We start from the raw sequence: 14812 nt of genomic DNA, 5'->3' as shown, positions 1-14812 counted from the left end.
ATGATGCCGAATCGATCATGAATGCACAATAGGTGCTCAACGAACGCTCATGCAGGTCCGTCCACGGGTTTTACACGATGGAAACGTTCTCCACAGGGACGGCGACGTGGAGTACCCCGCGATGCCCGGTCAGTCGGCGACGACGAGCTCCACGCCAGCACTGGCGAGGTCGGCGGCGAACGCGGCCGGGACCGGCTGGTCCGTGACGAGCGCGTCGATGCGGTCGAGCGGACAGATACGGGCGAAGGTCGCCCGCTCGATCTTGGTCGAGTCGGCCACGACGATCACCCGGCGGCCCACCGAGGCGAAGTGACGGCTGACCTCGGCCTCGCCTTCGTGCATCGTCGTCGCGCCGTACTGGCCGCTCAGGCCGTCCACCCCGAGGACCACGACGTCGAGCGCGAACTCGTCCAGGGTGTCGCGGACCAACGGCCCCACGAGTTCGTACGACTGTCGGCGCGCGACCCCGCCGGTCACGACGATCTTGACGTTGGAACGGACCGACAGCTCGTACCCGATGTTGAGCGCGTTCGTCACGATCGTCACGCCGTACTCGCCGTCCGCACGGGTGAACCGCTCGCTCTTGCCGAGTTCCCTCGCCACCTCGGTCGTCGTGGTGCCGCCGTTCAGACCGACCGTGTCGCCGGGGTGCACCATCCGGGACGCCGCTCGCGCGATGGCCGTCTTGGCCTCGGCCTGCCGGGCGATCTTGTACTGCAAGGGCAGCTCGTACCCGGCACCGAGGGCAGCTGCTCCGCCGTGCGTACGCGTGACGAGCCGCTGGTCGGCGAGCGTCGCGAGGTCGCGTCGCGCGGTCGCGGGCGAGATCCCGAGCATCTCCCCGATCTCGGCGATCGACACGTTGCCCCGTTCGCTCACGAGTTCGAGCAGGGCGTTGAGCCGCTGTTGCGGAGTCATGTCGGCCATCCTAGGCGGTCGTCGTGCGCAGTCGGTGATCGGAATTGACGTTTTGCTCTTCCGTCGAGCACGATCGCTCGCTACGCTTCCAGATCATCGATCACCAGGATCGATCCGGATCGGAAGGCACCCATGACCGACACCTTCGTGAGCGCGGAACTGGCCTCGCAGCCGGAGACGTGGCGCGCCGCCGCAGCGCTCCTGCCGTCGTTCGTCGACGCACTCCCCCAGCCCGGCGAGCGTGTGGCCGTCGTCGGCTGCGGGACGAGTTGGTTCATCGCGATGAGCTACGCCGTCGCCCGCGAGCAGGCCGGTCTCGGCGTGACGGACGCCTTCGCCGGCTCCGAGTACCCCCTGACCCGGGAGTACGACCGTGTGGTCACGATCAGCCGCTCCGGGACGACGACCGAGATCGTCGACCTGCTCAGCGCACTGCCGGGGCAGCGCACCGTCCTGATCACCGCCGTCCCGGACAGCCCCGCCGCCGCGGTCGCCGACGACGTCGTCCCGCTGCCGTTCGCCGACGAACGCTCGGTCGTGCAGACCCGGTTCGCCACCACCTCCCTCGCGCTCCTGCGCGCCTCGATCGGCGACGACGTGGACGCGCTCGCCGCACAGGCGGAGACCGCGCTCGCACTGCCCATCGACGACCTGCTGGACGCGGAACAGGTCACCTTCGTGGGCCGCGGCGCCGCCGTCGGACTCACCTTCGAGGCCGCACTGAAGACGCGGGAGGCCGCCCAGTTCTGGGCCGAGTCGTACCCGGCCATGGACTACCGCCACGGTCCGATCGCGATCGCACAGCCCGGTCGGCTCGTCTGGTCCCTCGGCGAGGCGCCCGAAGGGCTCGCCGACGACGTCGCCGCGACCGGCGCGCGGTTCGTCCATCACGACCTCGACCCGATGGCCGGTCTCGTCGTGGCGCACCGGTTCGCGGTCGCCCTGGCCGAGGGTCGCGGGCTCGACCCGGACAACCCGCGATCCCTCACCCGATCGGTCATCCTCACCTGATGCGCGGGGCGCGTGCGGTGCTCGGGGTCGACGTCGGCGGCACCGGGATCAAGGCCCGGCTCACCGACGGCGACGGACTCGTCCTCGACGAGACCCGGGTGCCCACGCCCCGCGACGACCCGAGTGCGGTCGCACTCGCGGACGTCGTCGCAGACCTCGCTGCAGCAGCGCTGGACCACGCCGACCTCGACGCGATCGGCCTCGTCACACCCGGGGTGGTCGACGAGCGATCCGGGCGGGTCGTCCTGGCCGTCAACCTGGGCTGGCGCGACGTCCCCGTCCGGGACCGCGTCGCATCGGCCGTCACAGCGCGGGGGATCGACGTCCCCATCGCGTTCGGGCACGACGTCCGTGCCGGCGCCCTCGCCGAGACGACCGGTGCCGGCGCCGGGCTGACCGTGGGGTCCGTCGCGTTCGTCCCGGTCGGGACCGGCCTCGCGAGCGCGCTCGTCGTGGACGGCTCGGTCGTCCCCGGTGGAGGATGGGCCGGCGAGATCGGCCAGGTCCGCATCCCGTCCGGCCCCCACGCGGGACGCCGTGTCGAGGAGATCGCCTCGGCCGGGGGAGTCGCACGTCGCTCCGGGGCGGCGACCGCGCACGAGGCGATGCTGCGGGTGCGCGCCGGTGATCCCGTCGCCACGGCCGCCTGGGACGACTGCGTCGCCGTGCTCGCGGACGCCCTCGTGTGGACGACCGCAGTCGCCGGATGCCACACGATCATCGTCGGCGGGGGACTCGCCGAGTCGGGAGCGACACTGTTCGACCCGCTCACCGCAGCCGTCGCCGAACGGCTGGACGGCCTCCGCGTCCCCACGCTCGTCCCGGCCCGACACGGTGACGCCGCAGGCGCGATCGGTGCCGGGCTGCTGGCGATCCGATCGCTCGAGGCAGGGGTCCGGGTGTGACGACCCTCGTGACCGCGCGGCGCATCGTGACCGCCCACGCCGACCTGCGCGACGGGTGGCTCGTCATCGACGACGCCGACACGGCGGGAAGTGTCGGCACGGTCAGGGGTACCGGCACGGGGACACCGCCCACGACCGATCGCACGATCGCGGTCGAGGGCACGATCGTCCCCGGGATGGTCGACCTCCACGCGCACGGTGCCCTCGGGCACGACTTCTCCCGCTGCGACGCCGGCCAGGCCGTCGCGGCAGCCGCGCACCACCGGACGCGCGGGACGACCACGCTCGTCGCCTCGATCGCGACCGGTCCGGTGGAGGACACCGCCGCCGCGCTCGCCCGCCTGCGCCCGCTCGTCGCCGCCGGGACGCTCGGCGGCCTGCACCTCGAGGGCCCGTGGCTGTCGCCCGCACGACGTGGCGCACACCGGGCGGACCTCCTGCACGCCCCCACCCCCGGCGAGCTCGACGCCTACCTCGCGGCCGCCGACGGCGCGCTCCGGATCGTCACCCTCGCCCCGGAACTCCCGGGAGCCCTCGACGCCGTGCGCCGCCTGGTCGCCGAGGGGGTCGTGGTCGCGCTGGGGCACACCGACGCCTCCGCGGACGAGACCCGGCAGGCCATCGACGCCGGTGCCACGCTCGTCACGCACCTGTTCAACGGCATGCCGCCCGTGCACCACCGGGCACCCGGGCCGGTCGGCGTCGCGCTGACCGACGAACGGGTCCTCCTCGAGTGCATCGTCGACGGCCACCACCTCGACTCCGTCACGGTCGACCTCGTGCAGCGCGCTGCACCCGGCCGGACGGTCCTGGTCTCCGACGCGATGTCGGCGACCGGCTGTGGGGACGGTGACCACACGATCGCCGGCTCGGCGGTCTCGGTGCGCGACGGGGTGGCCGTGCTGGCCGACGGCTCCTCGCTCGCCGGCAGCACGATCACGGTCGCCGACGCCGCACGCCGGCTCCTGGCCTCCGGCACACCCCTTCGCGAGGTCGTCGCCGCGTCGGCGACACGTTCCTCGCGTCTGCTCGACGCGCCCGCGCCCCTGAGCATCGGCGCACCCGCCGACGTGCTGGTGATCGACGACGCGAGCAGCGCCTGGACGCCGCTGTCCCTCGAGGCGGTGCGCTCGTGATCCTCGTCATCACCCCGAACCCGGCCGTCGACGTCACCTACCGCGTGGCGGAGCAACGCATCGGCGAGACGCAGCGCGTCCTCGACGTCGCTCGACGACCGGGCGGGAAGGGCCTGAACGTCGGGCGCGTACTCCACACGGCGGGCGCCTCGACGCGGGCGCTCCTGCCCCTGGGCGGCGACGCCGGACGGTGGATCGCCGACGCGCTCGACGAGTTCGGCCTCGCACACACGGACGTCCCGCTGCGCGGCGCGACCCGCACCACCGTCACGGTGGTCGACGACGTCGCCCACCCGACCATGTTCGGAGAGCCCGGACCGGACGTCTCGGCCGACGAGTGGACGGCCGTCGCCGCTACGATCGAGCGCGCGCTCTCCGACGAGCCCGTCGATGCCCTCGTGGTGTCCGGATCGCTACCGCGCGGCGCGGATCCTCGGGTCGTCGCGACGTGGGTCGCCTCGGCGCGGGCGCACGGCGTCGTCAGCGTGGTCGACTGCTCCGGCGACGCGCTCCTCGCTGCGGCTGCCGCCGGAGCGACGATCTGCAAGCCGAACGCCGCCGAGCTGCTCGAGGCCACGGGAGCCCCCGACGAACGGTCCGGTGCGCTCCGGTTGCTCGAACACGGCACCGCCGTCGTCGTGGTGTCCCGCGGCGCCGACGGGATCGCCGCGCACACCACCGACGGCGTCGTCTCGGTACCGGCGGTGCAGGGCATCACCGGGAACCCGACCGGTGCCGGGGACGCGGCGACGGCGGGACTCGTCCTCGCCCTCGTCGAACGACACGCACCGAACGCGGAGCACCAGGGTCGCGCGGCCGACCTCGTGGACGCAGCGGTGCTCCGTTCGGCCGCTGCGTACGGGGCCGGTGCAGTCCTCCGCCCGGTCGCCGGCGAGGTGGACTCCGCCGCCGTGCACCGCTTCCTGGCCGACCCGCTGCTCCGTCCCGTCACCGACCCGCTGCACCGTCCCGTCCCGCACCCCCACGACCCCTCCGGGAGCCACGCATGATCACCGACCTCGCCCTCACCGGACTCCTCGACGCAGCACGGACGACGCACCGGGGTGTCGGCGCCTTCAACGTCGTCCTCCTCGAACACGCCGAGGCGATCGTCGCCGGTGCCGAGCTCGCCGGGCTCCCCGTGATCCTCCAGATCAGCGAGAACTGCGTCCGGTACCACGGCGGCCTCGCGCCGATCACGACGGCCACCCAGGCGATCGCACGGTCCGCCGACGTCGAGGTGCTCGTCCACCTCGACCACGTCGAGGACCAGGACCTCGTGACGGCGGGCATCGCCCTCGGGGTGGACTCGATCATGTACGACGGCTCGCACCTCGACTTCGCCGCGAACGTCGAGGCCACGCGACGTCTCGCCGTCCGGTGCCACGATGCCGGCGTCGCGATCGAGGCCGAGCTCGGGGAGGTCGGCGGGAAGGACGGTGTGCACGCTCCTGGCGTGCGCACCGACCCGGACGACGCGGCCGCCTTCGTCGCCGACACCGGCGTGGACGCCCTCGCCGTGGCGGTCGGGACGTCGCACGCGATGCAGACCCGAGAGGCGTCGGTCGACCGTGAGCTCGTGGGGCGTCTCCACGCTGCGGTGCCGGTCCCGCTGGTCCTGCACGGGTCGTCCGGGTTGTCCGACGAGGAACTCCGCGGGGCGGTGCGGGCGGGCATGACGAAGGTCAACATCTCGACGCACCTCAACGGCCTGTTCACGCGGGCACTGCGCGAGGTGCTCGACGATCGTCCGGACGTCGTCGACCCGCGGAAGTACGTCGGCGCCGGGCGCGAGGCCGTCGCGTCCGAGACGGCACGGCTGCTCGCCCTGCTCCACGGCTGACGGGCCGGGCACCGGTCAGCAGAGCGGGACGTTCACCGCCAGACCGCCCATCGCGGTCTCCTTGTACTTCGTGGACATGTCGGCGCCCGTCTGCCGCATCGTCTCCACGACCTGGTCGAGCGAGACGTGGTGGACGCCGTCACCGCGGAGTGCCATGCGGGCGGCGTTGATCGCCTTGTTCGCCGCGATGGCGTTGCGCTCGATGCACGGGATCTGGACGAGGCCGCCGATCGGGTCGCAGGTCAGCCCGAGGTTGTGCTCCATCGCGATCTCGGCGGCGTTCTCCACCTGCTCGGGCGTCCCGCCGAGGACCTCGGCGAGCCCGGCCGCCGCCATCGACGCCGCGGAGCCGACCTCGCCCTGGCAGCCGACCTCGGCACCGGAGATCGAGGCGCGTTCCTTGTAGATCGAGCCGATCGCCCCGGCCGTCAGGAGGAAGCGGACGACGGCGTCGTCCCGGTCGGCGGCGGTGACGCTCGGGACGTACGTGAGCGCGTAGTAGAGCACCGCCGGGATGATCCCCGCGGCCCCGTTCGTCGGCGCGGTGACGACGCGTCCGCCCGTGGCGTTCTCCTCGTTGACGGCCATCGCCATGAGGTTCACCCACTCCATCGCGAAGAGCGGGTCGTGGTCGGGGTCGTCCCGGGTGAGCTGGTCGTACCAGTTCGCGGCCCGCCGACGGACGGTGAGCCCGCCGGGCAGGGTGCCGCTCCGCTGAACGCTCCGCTCGACGCAGGCCTCCATCACGTCGTGGATCCGCAGCAGTCCGGCGCGGACGTCCTCGGCGCTACGGGTGGCGGTCTCGTTCGCGAGCGCGACACCACTCACCGCCAGCCCCGATCCGGAGCAGGCGGCGAGGAGTTCGGCACCGCTGGAGAACGGGTACGGCACCGCGTCGTCGACGGGGATGGCGGCCTCGGAGACGGCACCCTCGGAGTCGTTCGTGATGAAGCCGCCGCCGATCGAGTAGTAGGTCTCCTCGGCGAGGACGGCACCGGCGGCGTCCACGGCGCGCAGCCGCATGGCGTTCGGGTGCCGGGGGAGCATCGTGAGCGGGTGCAGGACGATGTCGGCGAGCCGGAACGGGACCGTCGCTCCGCCCGCGAGGCGCAGTGTGCCGGAACGCTCCAGCTCGGCCAGCGACGCGGCCATGGCGTCCGGGTCGACGGTCTCCGGGTCGGAGCCCATCAACCCCGCGACCACGGCACCGAGCGTCCCGTGGCCCTGGCCCGTCGACGCGAGCGACCCGTAGAGGTCGACGGACACGGCAGCCACCGGGGCCCCGGCGAGCCGAGCGGCGAAGGCAGCGCCGGCACGCATCGGCCCGACGGTGTGGGAGCTCGACGGGCCGATCCCGATGGAGAACAGATCGAACACGGAGACCGGCACCACGCCACACTAACCCGTCCGGACGGGAAGGGCGTCAGCGTCGCCGACCCTCGGTCGGCATGAGGATCCAGAGGACCACGTAGGCGACCCAGAGCGGTCCGGGGAAGAAGCTCAGGACCACCCAGGCGATGCGGACGAGGGCGCGGGACCAGCCGAAGCGGTCGGCGATACCGGCACAGACCCCGGCGAGGAGACGACCGGTGCGGGGACGGATGAGTGTGTTCATGCCGTCGACGCTACGGGCACCCGGCACGCCCGCCCACCCGGGGACCACCCGGGTTCGGGGTGGGGAGAACCCTACCCCGAACAGAGCTCGCCGTGGACCGCTCCATCGGCCTGTCCGTGCGAGACTGTGGCCATGCCCATCCTCAACAAGGACATGCAGGTCTGCATCTCACTCGCCGCCCGACCGAGCAACATCGGCACACGGTTCCACAACTTCCTCTACGACGAGCTCGGGCTGGACTTCGTGTACAAGGCGTTCAACACGGGGGACCTCGCTGGCGCGGTCACGGGCATCCGCGCGCTCGGCATCCGGGGGTGTTCGGTCTCGATGCCCTTCAAAGAAGCGATCATCCCGCTCGTCGACGTCGTCGAGGACTCCGCGGCGGCGATCGAGTCCATCAACACCGTGGTGAACGACGACGGCGTCCTCACCGCGTCGAACACCGACTACGAAGCGGTCGCGTCCCTGCTCGCCACCCACGCGGTGGACCCGGCGGCGACCGTCGTGCTCCGTGGTTCCGGCGGCATGGCGAAGGCGGTGACCGCAGCGTTCCGGGGCGCGGGGTTCGACCACCTGACGGTCGTCGCCCGCAACGAGCGCACCGGGAGCGCCCTCGCATCGCAGTACGGGTACCAGTGGGTGGCCGAGGAGCACGAGGCGCCCGAGTCGGACGTGGTCGTCAACGTCACCCCGCTGGGGATGCGCGGCGACGAGCAGGACACCCTCGCGTTCGACCAGGACCGGATCCGGGCGGCGTCGACGGTGTTCGACGTCGTCGCCTTCCCCTCCGAGACCCCGCTGGTCCGCGCGGGTCGCGCAGCGGGGAAGCAGGTCATCACCGGCGCCGAGGTGATAGCCCTGCAGGCGGCACGCCAGTTCGAGCGGTACACGGGCGTCGCGCTGACCGACGACCAGGTGCGTCGGGCGAGCGAGTTCAGCCGCGCGGAGTAGCCCGCCCCTCGGCGACCCACCCGAGCCGGCGCAGTGTCTCGACGTTGCGCACCCACAGCACCGGCTGCAGCAGGAACCCGGGCACCCACGCGCCCGGGCCGGCCACCGGGTTCTCGACGATGGTGACCTTGCAGCCGCGCCGGTGTTCCTCGACGGTGAGCTCCACGCGGGCCTCGCCGATGGGCCACCCCTTCGGCTGGATGACCATCCGGTGCGGCGGTTCCCACGCGAGCGACGTCGTCTCGTCGTTGATGACGAACGGCCACGAGCCGAACGAGTGGTGCAGCCGGGTCCCCACCGCGGGCCAGCCGGCGTCCTGACCGCGCATGCGTGAGGCGCCGACCACCCAGGTCGTGAAGAGCCAACCGTCGGCGAGCACGTCGAAGACGTCCTCCGGACGGCAGTGCAGGATGCGGACGTTCTTGGCCATGATCAGTCCTCCGGTGCGAGATCGACGTGCTCGGGCAGCCCGAACGTGTGGCGGAGCGCGCTGCGAGCGGCGTGCCACCCGGCCATGCCGTGCACGCCGGGGCCGGGCGCCGACGACTCCGAGCAGAGGTACATGCCGCCACCCATCCGCCAGGGGTCCGACGACAACACGGGCCGCTTCACGAGCTGCCAGAAGCTGGCGGCTCCGGCGGCGATGTCGCCACCGACGTAGTTCGGGTTGTACCGGGCCATGTCCACGGCGGTCCGGCTGCTCGACTCGAGGATCGTGTCGCGGAACCCCGGCGCGAACCGCTCGATCTGACGGGTGACCACCTCGGTCTGGTCGACGTCCGAGCCGGCGGGTACGTGCGCGTACGCCCAGAAGACGTGCCGGCCCTCCGGCGCGCGGCTCGGGTCGACCACGGTGGGTTCCGAGCCCAGGACGTAGGGCCGCTCGGCGTGCTGCCCCCGGGCGACGCTCCCCTCGGCGGCCGCGATCTCCGCCCGGGTGCCGCCGATGTGCACGGTCCCCGCCTTGCGCAGCAGTTCGTTCGTCCACGGCACGGGGTCTGACAGTGCGAAGTCGACCTTCGCCGCCGCGTTGCCGAACCGGAACCGGCGCAGCGCTCCACGCCGTGGCGTCGGGATCTGCTTGCCGGCGATGCGCAGCATTCCCGGCACGCTCGTGTCGAAGAACACGGCCTTCGCCGGGGTGACGTCGGCGAGCGAACGGATCTCACGGCCGGTCTCGATCCTGCCCCCGTGCGCGACGAGGTCCGCGGCGAGCGCGTCGACGATCGCCTGGCTCCCGCCGATCGGCACGGGCCACCCGCGGCCGTGCGCGTAGGCGCCGAGCGAGAGGGCGGCCGCAGCCGTGGCGAGCGAGGGGAGGTGCTGGATCGAGTGGGCGGCGACACCGGAGACCATCGCGGGGGCCACGTCGTCACGGAAGCGGAGGTTCCAGGCGCGCGTCCCCTGCTCGAGCGCACGGAGCCCGAAGCGCGCCACGCTCACCGGGTGGCGCGGGATGTGCAGGAGCGCGTCCGTCGCGAAGTCGGACACCTGGTCGGCGTTGCCCGCGAGCGGGAGCATGAGGTCGCGGAAGGCCCGGCCGTCGACCCCGAGTTCCTCGGCGGTGCGGGCGAGGTCCCGGTACGCGATCCCGGCACGGCCGCCGTCGAGGGGGTGACCGTACTGCACCTCGGGGAGTCGGAGTTCGATCCGGGACTCGAGCCGGAAACGCCGGAAGAACTCGGACTGCAGCGCCATCGGGTGGACGGCGGAGCAGACGTCGTGGAGGAAGCCCGGGAGCGTGAGCTCGGCGGTCCGGGCACCGCCCCCGATGGTCTCGTTCCGCTCGACCACCTCGACCGACAGCCCGGCGCGCGCGAGGGTCACCGCTGCTGCGAGTCCGTTCGGCCCGGCCCCGACGACCACCGCATCCACCATGCCCCGAGCCTAGGGACCCCCGCCTGCACGCCGACTCGGTCAGATGACCGACGCGCCGGTCGCGACGGCGATCCGTTTGCGCGCGAGGACCTCGTCGACCCGGTGCGCACCAGCGATCAGGGCGGCGGCCTCGGGGTGGACGAAGCCTGCGATCGCGATCACGTCGTCCCGGATCTGCTCGAGCGGCGCGGCGTCGATCGGCTCGTGGTGCGCCAACCGGTTCCGGAAGCGTCGGACATCGTCGAGGCGCCGGTGCAGCTGCTTCCGTCGGACGCGGCCCAGACCAGGGAACGCCCGGACGATGCGCGGCTGCCAGAGCGTCGTCTCGTAGCTCCAGAGTGGGTCGCGGGCGATTCCGGCGTCGGTCAGGCCGACCCAGAGGCCGAAGCTCGTCGCCGCGACGACGCGATCAGGGGCAGGGTCGTGATCACCGCGGCGAACGAGCGTCCTGATCGCGTCGTCGACGGCACGGCGCTCGCGCTCGAGCAGTCGGACCGACGGATCGTTCCACCAGTCATCACGGCGGTCGCGGCGCATGGCGTCGTGGACGGCATTGCGCACGAACACCTCGAGGCAGGCGACAGGACCCCAGAACGCCGTGGTGAGTTCCGTGTTCCACGCGTACAGGCGGGCGGCGAGGTCTGCGCGGCCGGCGTACCTGCGTCGGTAACGCTCGAACCGGGGCGTGCTCAGCAGCGCGGGGAGTGTGGGGAGCGTGGCCGGATCGATCAACGCACACCCCCTGAGACGACGATTGCCCCAGGAGTCCGGCAGTGCCGAATGGTCCTGGGGCGTTACGGCCTCAGACTAGCGATAACCGAACTGGTATGTCAAGTACCAGCGCGCTCGGTCAAGCCCGCGCCGAGTCCGGGTCCGCCGGGTCCGTCCCGTCGTCCCCGCCGTCGGCCTCGTCCGGCTCGTCGGCGTCCGACGCCGTCGACCCCACCGGGTGCTCGGCGAGCAGCACAGCGAAGTCCTCGTCGAGCATCTGCTGCAGACGCTCGTCACGACCGATCTCGTAGTCCTCCGTCGGGCGCTGCGCCCACCCGAGGCGACCGACCACGGTCGTCCCGATGTCGTCCCACGCCCGTGCCCGGGCGGCGAGCACGATGCCGTCCACGAACCCCTGGTCGGCCCGTCGGGCGTCGAGCATCGTCGCGAGCTGCTCGTACGTGGCCTCACGCGTGCGGAGCTTGAGGTCGTCGCCGCGCCGGTAGTCGTGCTGGTGCCGGGACCGCCCCTTCTGCTTGCTCGCCTTCGCGCGGATCTCCCGCATGCGCTCGGCGTCGCCGCGCTGTTCCTCGGCCATCCGGTGCAGTTCGTCGCGGGTGGCCTCGGCGATGACGGCGTGGTCGAAGTACCCCTGGTCACGGAGCGCGTTCGTGATGATCCGGTTGGCGACGGCGACCGTCACGGCGGCCTTCGCGATGAGGAACCCCTCGTCGACGGCGCGCTTCAGTTCGACCTGGCTGACGGGCCGGTCGCGCACGTCGTGCTTGCTGCGTCGTCCGAACAGGGCCATGCCGACGACGATACCGGCGTCCTCCGTCCGTCCGCCGACGATCCCCCGGCAGGTGGACCCGGATCCGGCCCGGGAGGGACGACCCGCCGCTCCGGCGTCCGTACCGTCGGGTGCATGGCCATCTCCTCGGAACCTCCCCGCACCGGACTCGGGACGGCGAGTCTCGTCCTCGGCATCTGCTCGTTGCTCGCCGGCTGGACGTTCGTCGCGCCGGTCATCGGGCTCTGCCTGGGCATCGCGTCGCGGAGTCGGGAGCCGCTCGCCCGCGGGCGCGCGGGCTGGGGCGTCTTCCTCAACCTCGTCGCCCTGGCGGTGTGGATCCTGCTGCTCGCCCTGTTCGTCGTGGGGGGCGCGTTCGCGGTCTGGACGGGTGTGACCCCGGGGTCCTGACCGCGGCGCGTCAGAGCACCAGCCCGTACACGGCGACGTCGACCCGGTGGGGCCCGAGCGGCAACGCGCTCCGCAGGGTCCCCTCGTGCGTGAAGCCGAGGCGCTCGGCGAGACCACGGCTGCGCTCGTTGCCCACCGCCGTCCGGATCTCCACGCGCGCCGAACCGCGTGCCCGGGCGACCCCGACGAGGACGGTGGCGGCGCGGCGGACGATGCCCCGTCCCTCCAGGCCCGCGTCGATCCAGTAGCCGAGCGATGCCTGTCCGAGGTACGGGTCGAAGGCGAGCGAGGCGGCTCCCACGATGCGGTCGTCCTGCCGGATGACGCAGGGCAGTGAGCGGTCCATCGCGTACTGGCCGAGCAGGTGTTCGGTGAGGAGCGCGATGCCCTCGCGGGTCTGCGGTCCCCACGCCCACGGTTCCGCAGCACGGAGCCGGTCGAGGTTCGCCAGCACGAGTTCGTGCACGGCAGCGACCGTCGTCAGGTCACGCAGCGTCAGCGTGCAGCCGTCGCCGAGGTCGCGTCCGAATGCCGTCACTCCTCGACACTAGGCACGTGCGCGCCTACTCGTACCGGAGCGCCTCGATCGGGTTCTGTCGTGCCGCCCGACGCGCGGGAAGGGTCCCCGCGAGGAAGGCGATGAACATCACCACGAGGATGATCGTGACGACCGAGCTCGGGGCGAACTGCATGATCTGCAGGCCGGGGAGGTCCTTGAGGACGCTGCCGGCGAGCAGGTTCGAAATGCCGGTACCGAGGAGGATGGCCACGCCGGCACCGATCGCGCTGCCGAGGAAGCCGATGAACACCGCCTCGAGCGAGAACAGCGTGTAGACCTTGCCGCCGCCCATGCCCATGGCCTTCATCAGGCCGATCTCGCGGGTGCGCTCCTGCACGCTCATGAGCAGGGTGTTGATGATGCCGAAGCCCGCTGCGACGAGCGCGATCACCGCGAAGGCGTTGAGGACGCCGACGATGCCGTTGATCACGGTCTGGAACTGCCCGAGCTGGTCCTGGATGGTCTGCCCCGTGTAGCCGTCCTTCGACAGGGCGTGCTTCACGTCCGAGACGGACGCGCCGCTCGTGAGCGTGGCGGTGGCGCTCGCGTACGACGTGGCGATCGACGCGGGCTTGCCGGTCTCCTGCGCCGCCTGCATCGCGTCGGTGAGGGACGCGTTCGCGCCGGCGCCGCCGCCGAACAACGACTCGTTCTGCACGCCCGCGACGGTGGCGGTGAGGGTGTGCTGGTTGCCCTGGTAGTCGTCGACGGCGAGCGTGATCCGCTTGCCGACCGCCTCGGACGCCGTGCCGAGACCGAGGTTCTTCAGGTAGTTCGTCGGCAGGAGCACCTGGTTCCCCGCCGAGGACGAGTCGTCGAGCTGCTTGCCCGCCGCGAGGTCCGCGTCGAGCTCGCCGGCGTTGGCCGACACGTCGACGACGTACTTGCCGTGGTCGGCGTACTCGACCCACTTCGTGCTCAGGGCGACCGCAGGCCGGACGCTCTTGACGCCGGAGACGCCCCGGATCTTGTCGACGTCCGACTGCGAGAGGTACGCGAACGTCGCCGGTCCGCGGTTGACGCTCTGGCTCGACTCGTCCGGGTCGTACTTCGCGGGGCCGCTGTCGGTGGAGGTCTCGACGGTCTTCGTGATGGTCAGCGAGCCGGTGTCGCCGATCGACGCGACCTGGGTGTCGATGTAGCTGCTGACGCCCGTGCCGATCGCCGACGTCAGGGTGATGGTGAACGCCCCGATGAAGATCGCGATGACGGTGAGCGTGGTGCGCAGCTTCGACCGGAACGTGTTGGCCACCGCGGTGCGGAGGAGGTCGACGAAGTTCATGCGGTGTGCCTTCCGTGCACGGCGGTCGGGTCTGCCGCGACGGCCCCGCCCTGGTCGACGATGAGTCCGTCGCGCACGTTCACGCTCCGGTCGCACCGGGCGGCGAGTTCGTCGTCGTGGGTGACGACCACGAGCGTGATGCCGCGTTCCCGCTGCAGTCCGAAGAGCATGTCCTCGACCACCTGCCCCGTGTTCGTGTCGAGGTTGCCGGTGGGTTCGTCGGCGAAGATCACGCTCGGCTCGCCGACCAGGGCACGGGCGATGACGACGCGCTGCTTCTGGCCGCCGGACAGGTCGTTCGCGTCGTTCTTCGCCTTGTCGGCGAGGCCCAGCGCGTCGAGGGCGGCCATCCCACGGCGCTTCCGTTCCGCCCCTGACACCCCGGCGATCTTGAGCGGCAGCACGACGTTCTCGAGCACGGAGGTCTTCGGCGTGAGGAAGAACTGTTGGAAGACGAACCCGAAGGTGCTGTTCCGCGTGCGGTTCACCTGCCGGGCGCTGAGCGTCGCGGCGTCGGTGCCGTCGAGCAGGACCTGCCCCGCGGACGGCTTGTCGAGCAGGGCGAGCAGGTGCATGAGGGTGGACTTCCCGGAACCGGACTTGCCGACGATCGCGAGGCTCTCGCCCTGGTTCACCTGCAGCGACACCCCCTTGAGTGCATCGAACCGCGTCGCTCCGCGGCCGTAGGTCCTCGCGAGGCCACGAGCCTCGAGCACGGGAGTGGTCATGTGCCGAGCGTACTGTCCGCTGCACGACTGCAAGTTTGCGTTTGCTGTGGAAGATGTGACGTTCCGGTTACAGT

17 protein-coding genes are annotated in these 14812 nt (G+C 71.8%); 7 read left to right on the top strand and 10 right to left on the bottom strand.

Annotated elements, in window-relative coordinates; all coding sequences use genetic code 11:
- Positions 1-129: 129 nt before the first annotated feature.
- A complete protein-coding gene (locus ACTJKO_RS06105) occupies positions 130-918 on the bottom strand; it encodes a DeoR/GlpR family DNA-binding transcription regulator (protein ID WP_440686747.1) in 789 nt (262 codons plus the stop codon).
- A 132-nt stretch (positions 919-1050) separates the two neighbouring features.
- Here ACTJKO_RS06105 and ACTJKO_RS06100 point away from each other — a divergent pair, with 132 nt between their 5' ends.
- From ACTJKO_RS06100 to ACTJKO_RS06080, 5 genes are read left to right on the top strand one after another with little or no spacing between them, the layout of a single operon-like run.
- Positions 1051-1929: an SIS domain-containing protein gene (locus ACTJKO_RS06100; RefSeq protein ID WP_440686745.1), complete on the top strand. Its 879-nt coding sequence runs from the start codon at positions 1051-1053 to the stop codon at positions 1927-1929.
- The gene (locus ACTJKO_RS06095) at positions 1929-2834 is read left to right on the top strand and encodes an ROK family protein (RefSeq protein ID WP_440686743.1); all 906 of its coding nucleotides are present in this window, start codon (positions 1929-1931) and stop codon (positions 2832-2834) included. Before ACTJKO_RS06100 ends, ACTJKO_RS06095 begins: the two co-directional genes overlap by 1 nt.
- On the top strand, positions 2831-3970 hold the full coding sequence (locus ACTJKO_RS06090) for an N-acetylglucosamine-6-phosphate deacetylase (RefSeq protein WP_440686741.1): 1140 nt from the start codon (positions 2831-2833) through the stop codon (positions 3968-3970). The genes ACTJKO_RS06095 and ACTJKO_RS06090 overlap by 4 nt, the downstream gene beginning before the upstream one ends.
- Complete coding sequence (locus tag ACTJKO_RS06085) at positions 3967-4980, top strand: 1-phosphofructokinase family hexose kinase (RefSeq protein ID WP_440686739.1); 1014 nt, start codon at positions 3967-3969, stop codon at positions 4978-4980. Before ACTJKO_RS06090 ends, ACTJKO_RS06085 begins: the two co-directional genes overlap by 4 nt.
- The gene (locus tag ACTJKO_RS06080) at positions 4977-5813 is read left to right on the top strand and encodes a class II fructose-bisphosphate aldolase (protein ID WP_440686737.1); all 837 of its coding nucleotides are present in this window, start codon (positions 4977-4979) and stop codon (positions 5811-5813) included. The genes ACTJKO_RS06085 and ACTJKO_RS06080 overlap by 4 nt, the downstream gene beginning before the upstream one ends.
- Positions 5814-5828: 15 nt before the next feature.
- On the opposite strand, the gene ACTJKO_RS06075 is transcribed toward ACTJKO_RS06080, so the two are convergent.
- Complete coding sequence (locus ACTJKO_RS06075; RefSeq protein ID WP_440686735.1) at positions 5829-7202, bottom strand: L-serine ammonia-lyase; 1374 nt, start codon at positions 7200-7202, stop codon at positions 5829-5831.
- Between the two features lie 34 nt (positions 7203-7236).
- Positions 7237-7428 carry a PspC domain-containing protein gene (locus ACTJKO_RS06070; protein ID WP_440686733.1) on the bottom strand — a complete coding sequence of 64 codons (192 nt, stop codon included), beginning with the start codon at positions 7426-7428 and terminating at the stop codon, positions 7237-7239.
- 132 nt (positions 7429-7560) lie between these two features.
- On the opposite strand from ACTJKO_RS06070, the gene ACTJKO_RS06065 reads away from it, so the two are divergent.
- The gene (locus tag ACTJKO_RS06065) at positions 7561-8379 is read left to right on the top strand and encodes a shikimate 5-dehydrogenase (RefSeq protein ID WP_440686731.1); all 819 of its coding nucleotides are present in this window, start codon (positions 7561-7563) and stop codon (positions 8377-8379) included.
- Here the strand turns inward: ACTJKO_RS06065 and ACTJKO_RS06060 are convergent.
- The 4 genes from ACTJKO_RS06060 to ACTJKO_RS06045 all read right to left on the bottom strand — a co-directional run bounded on the left by ACTJKO_RS06060 (position 8363) and on the right by ACTJKO_RS06045 (position 11779).
- Positions 8363-8809 carry an SRPBCC family protein gene (locus tag ACTJKO_RS06060; protein WP_440686728.1) on the bottom strand — a complete coding sequence of 149 codons (447 nt, stop codon included), beginning with the start codon at positions 8807-8809 and terminating at the stop codon, positions 8363-8365. The genes ACTJKO_RS06065 and ACTJKO_RS06060 overlap by 17 nt on opposite strands.
- Before the next feature lie 2 nt (positions 8810-8811).
- Positions 8812-10257, bottom strand: a complete 1446-nt coding sequence (locus ACTJKO_RS06055) for a phytoene desaturase family protein (protein WP_440686727.1) — start codon at positions 10255-10257, stop codon at positions 8812-8814.
- A 39-nt stretch (positions 10258-10296) separates the two neighbouring features.
- Positions 10297-10989, bottom strand: a complete 693-nt coding sequence (locus tag ACTJKO_RS06050) for a hypothetical protein (protein WP_440686725.1) — start codon at positions 10987-10989, stop codon at positions 10297-10299.
- 118 nt (positions 10990-11107) lie between these two features.
- Positions 11108-11779, bottom strand: a complete 672-nt coding sequence (locus tag ACTJKO_RS06045) for a hypothetical protein (RefSeq protein ID WP_440686723.1) — start codon at positions 11777-11779, stop codon at positions 11108-11110.
- Between the two features lie 114 nt (positions 11780-11893).
- Between ACTJKO_RS06045 and ACTJKO_RS06040 the strand changes: the two genes are divergently transcribed.
- On the top strand, positions 11894-12169 hold the full coding sequence (locus tag ACTJKO_RS06040; RefSeq protein WP_440686721.1) for a hypothetical protein: 276 nt from the start codon (positions 11894-11896) through the stop codon (positions 12167-12169).
- 10 nt (positions 12170-12179) lie between these two features.
- On the opposite strand, the gene ACTJKO_RS06035 is transcribed toward ACTJKO_RS06040, so the two are convergent.
- The 3 genes from ACTJKO_RS06035 to ACTJKO_RS06025 are packed head-to-tail and all read right to left on the bottom strand — an operon-like array spanning position 12180 to position 14738.
- Positions 12180-12707, bottom strand: a complete 528-nt coding sequence (locus ACTJKO_RS06035) for a GNAT family N-acetyltransferase (protein ID WP_440686719.1) — start codon at positions 12705-12707, stop codon at positions 12180-12182.
- 25 nt (positions 12708-12732) lie between these two features.
- Positions 12733-14010: an ABC transporter permease gene (locus ACTJKO_RS06030; RefSeq protein WP_440686717.1), complete on the bottom strand. Its 1278-nt coding sequence runs from the start codon at positions 14008-14010 to the stop codon at positions 12733-12735.
- A complete protein-coding gene (locus ACTJKO_RS06025) occupies positions 14007-14738 on the bottom strand; it encodes an ABC transporter ATP-binding protein (protein ID WP_440686715.1) in 732 nt (243 codons plus the stop codon). The genes ACTJKO_RS06030 and ACTJKO_RS06025 overlap by 4 nt, the downstream gene beginning before the upstream one ends.
- Positions 14739-14812: the final 74 nt, after the last annotated feature.

It is taken from the genome of Curtobacterium sp. 22159, from assembly GCF_052045775.1.
Classification (GTDB): Bacteria; Actinomycetota; Actinomycetes; order Actinomycetales; family Microbacteriaceae; genus Curtobacterium.
This window is presented reverse-complemented; position numbering and strand designations above follow the sequence as displayed.

Bases quoted from the DNA above. Each gene is read 5' to 3' on its own strand.
- ACTJKO_RS06105 (WP_440686747.1), bottom strand. From the start codon at position 918: ATGACTCCGCAACAGCGGCTCAACGCCCTGCTCGAACTCGTGAGCGAA.
- ACTJKO_RS06100 (WP_440686745.1), top strand. From the start codon at position 1,051: ATGACCGACACCTTCGTGAGCGCGGAACTGGCCTCGCAGCCGGAGACG.
- ACTJKO_RS06095 (WP_440686743.1), top strand. From the start codon at position 1,929: ATGCGCGGGGCGCGTGCGGTGCTCGGGGTCGACGTCGGCGGCACCGGG.
- ACTJKO_RS06080 (WP_440686737.1), top strand. From the start codon at position 4,977: ATGATCACCGACCTCGCCCTCACCGGACTCCTCGACGCAGCACGGACG.
- ACTJKO_RS06070 (WP_440686733.1), bottom strand. From the start codon at position 7,428: ATGAACACACTCATCCGTCCCCGCACCGGTCGTCTCCTCGCCGGGGTC.
- ACTJKO_RS06065 (WP_440686731.1), top strand. From the start codon at position 7,561: ATGCCCATCCTCAACAAGGACATGCAGGTCTGCATCTCACTCGCCGCC.
- ACTJKO_RS06060 (WP_440686728.1), bottom strand. From the start codon at position 8,809: ATGGCCAAGAACGTCCGCATCCTGCACTGCCGTCCGGAGGACGTCTTC.
- ACTJKO_RS06055 (WP_440686727.1), bottom strand. From the start codon at position 10,257: ATGGTGGATGCGGTGGTCGTCGGGGCCGGGCCGAACGGACTCGCAGCA.
- ACTJKO_RS06045 (WP_440686723.1), bottom strand. From the start codon at position 11,779: ATGGCCCTGTTCGGACGACGCAGCAAGCACGACGTGCGCGACCGGCCC.
- ACTJKO_RS06040 (WP_440686721.1), top strand. From the start codon at position 11,894: ATGGCCATCTCCTCGGAACCTCCCCGCACCGGACTCGGGACGGCGAGT.
- ACTJKO_RS06030 (WP_440686717.1), bottom strand. From the start codon at position 14,010: ATGAACTTCGTCGACCTCCTCCGCACCGCGGTGGCCAACACGTTCCGG.
- ACTJKO_RS06025 (WP_440686715.1), bottom strand. From the start codon at position 14,738: ATGACCACTCCCGTGCTCGAGGCTCGTGGCCTCGCGAGGACCTACGGC.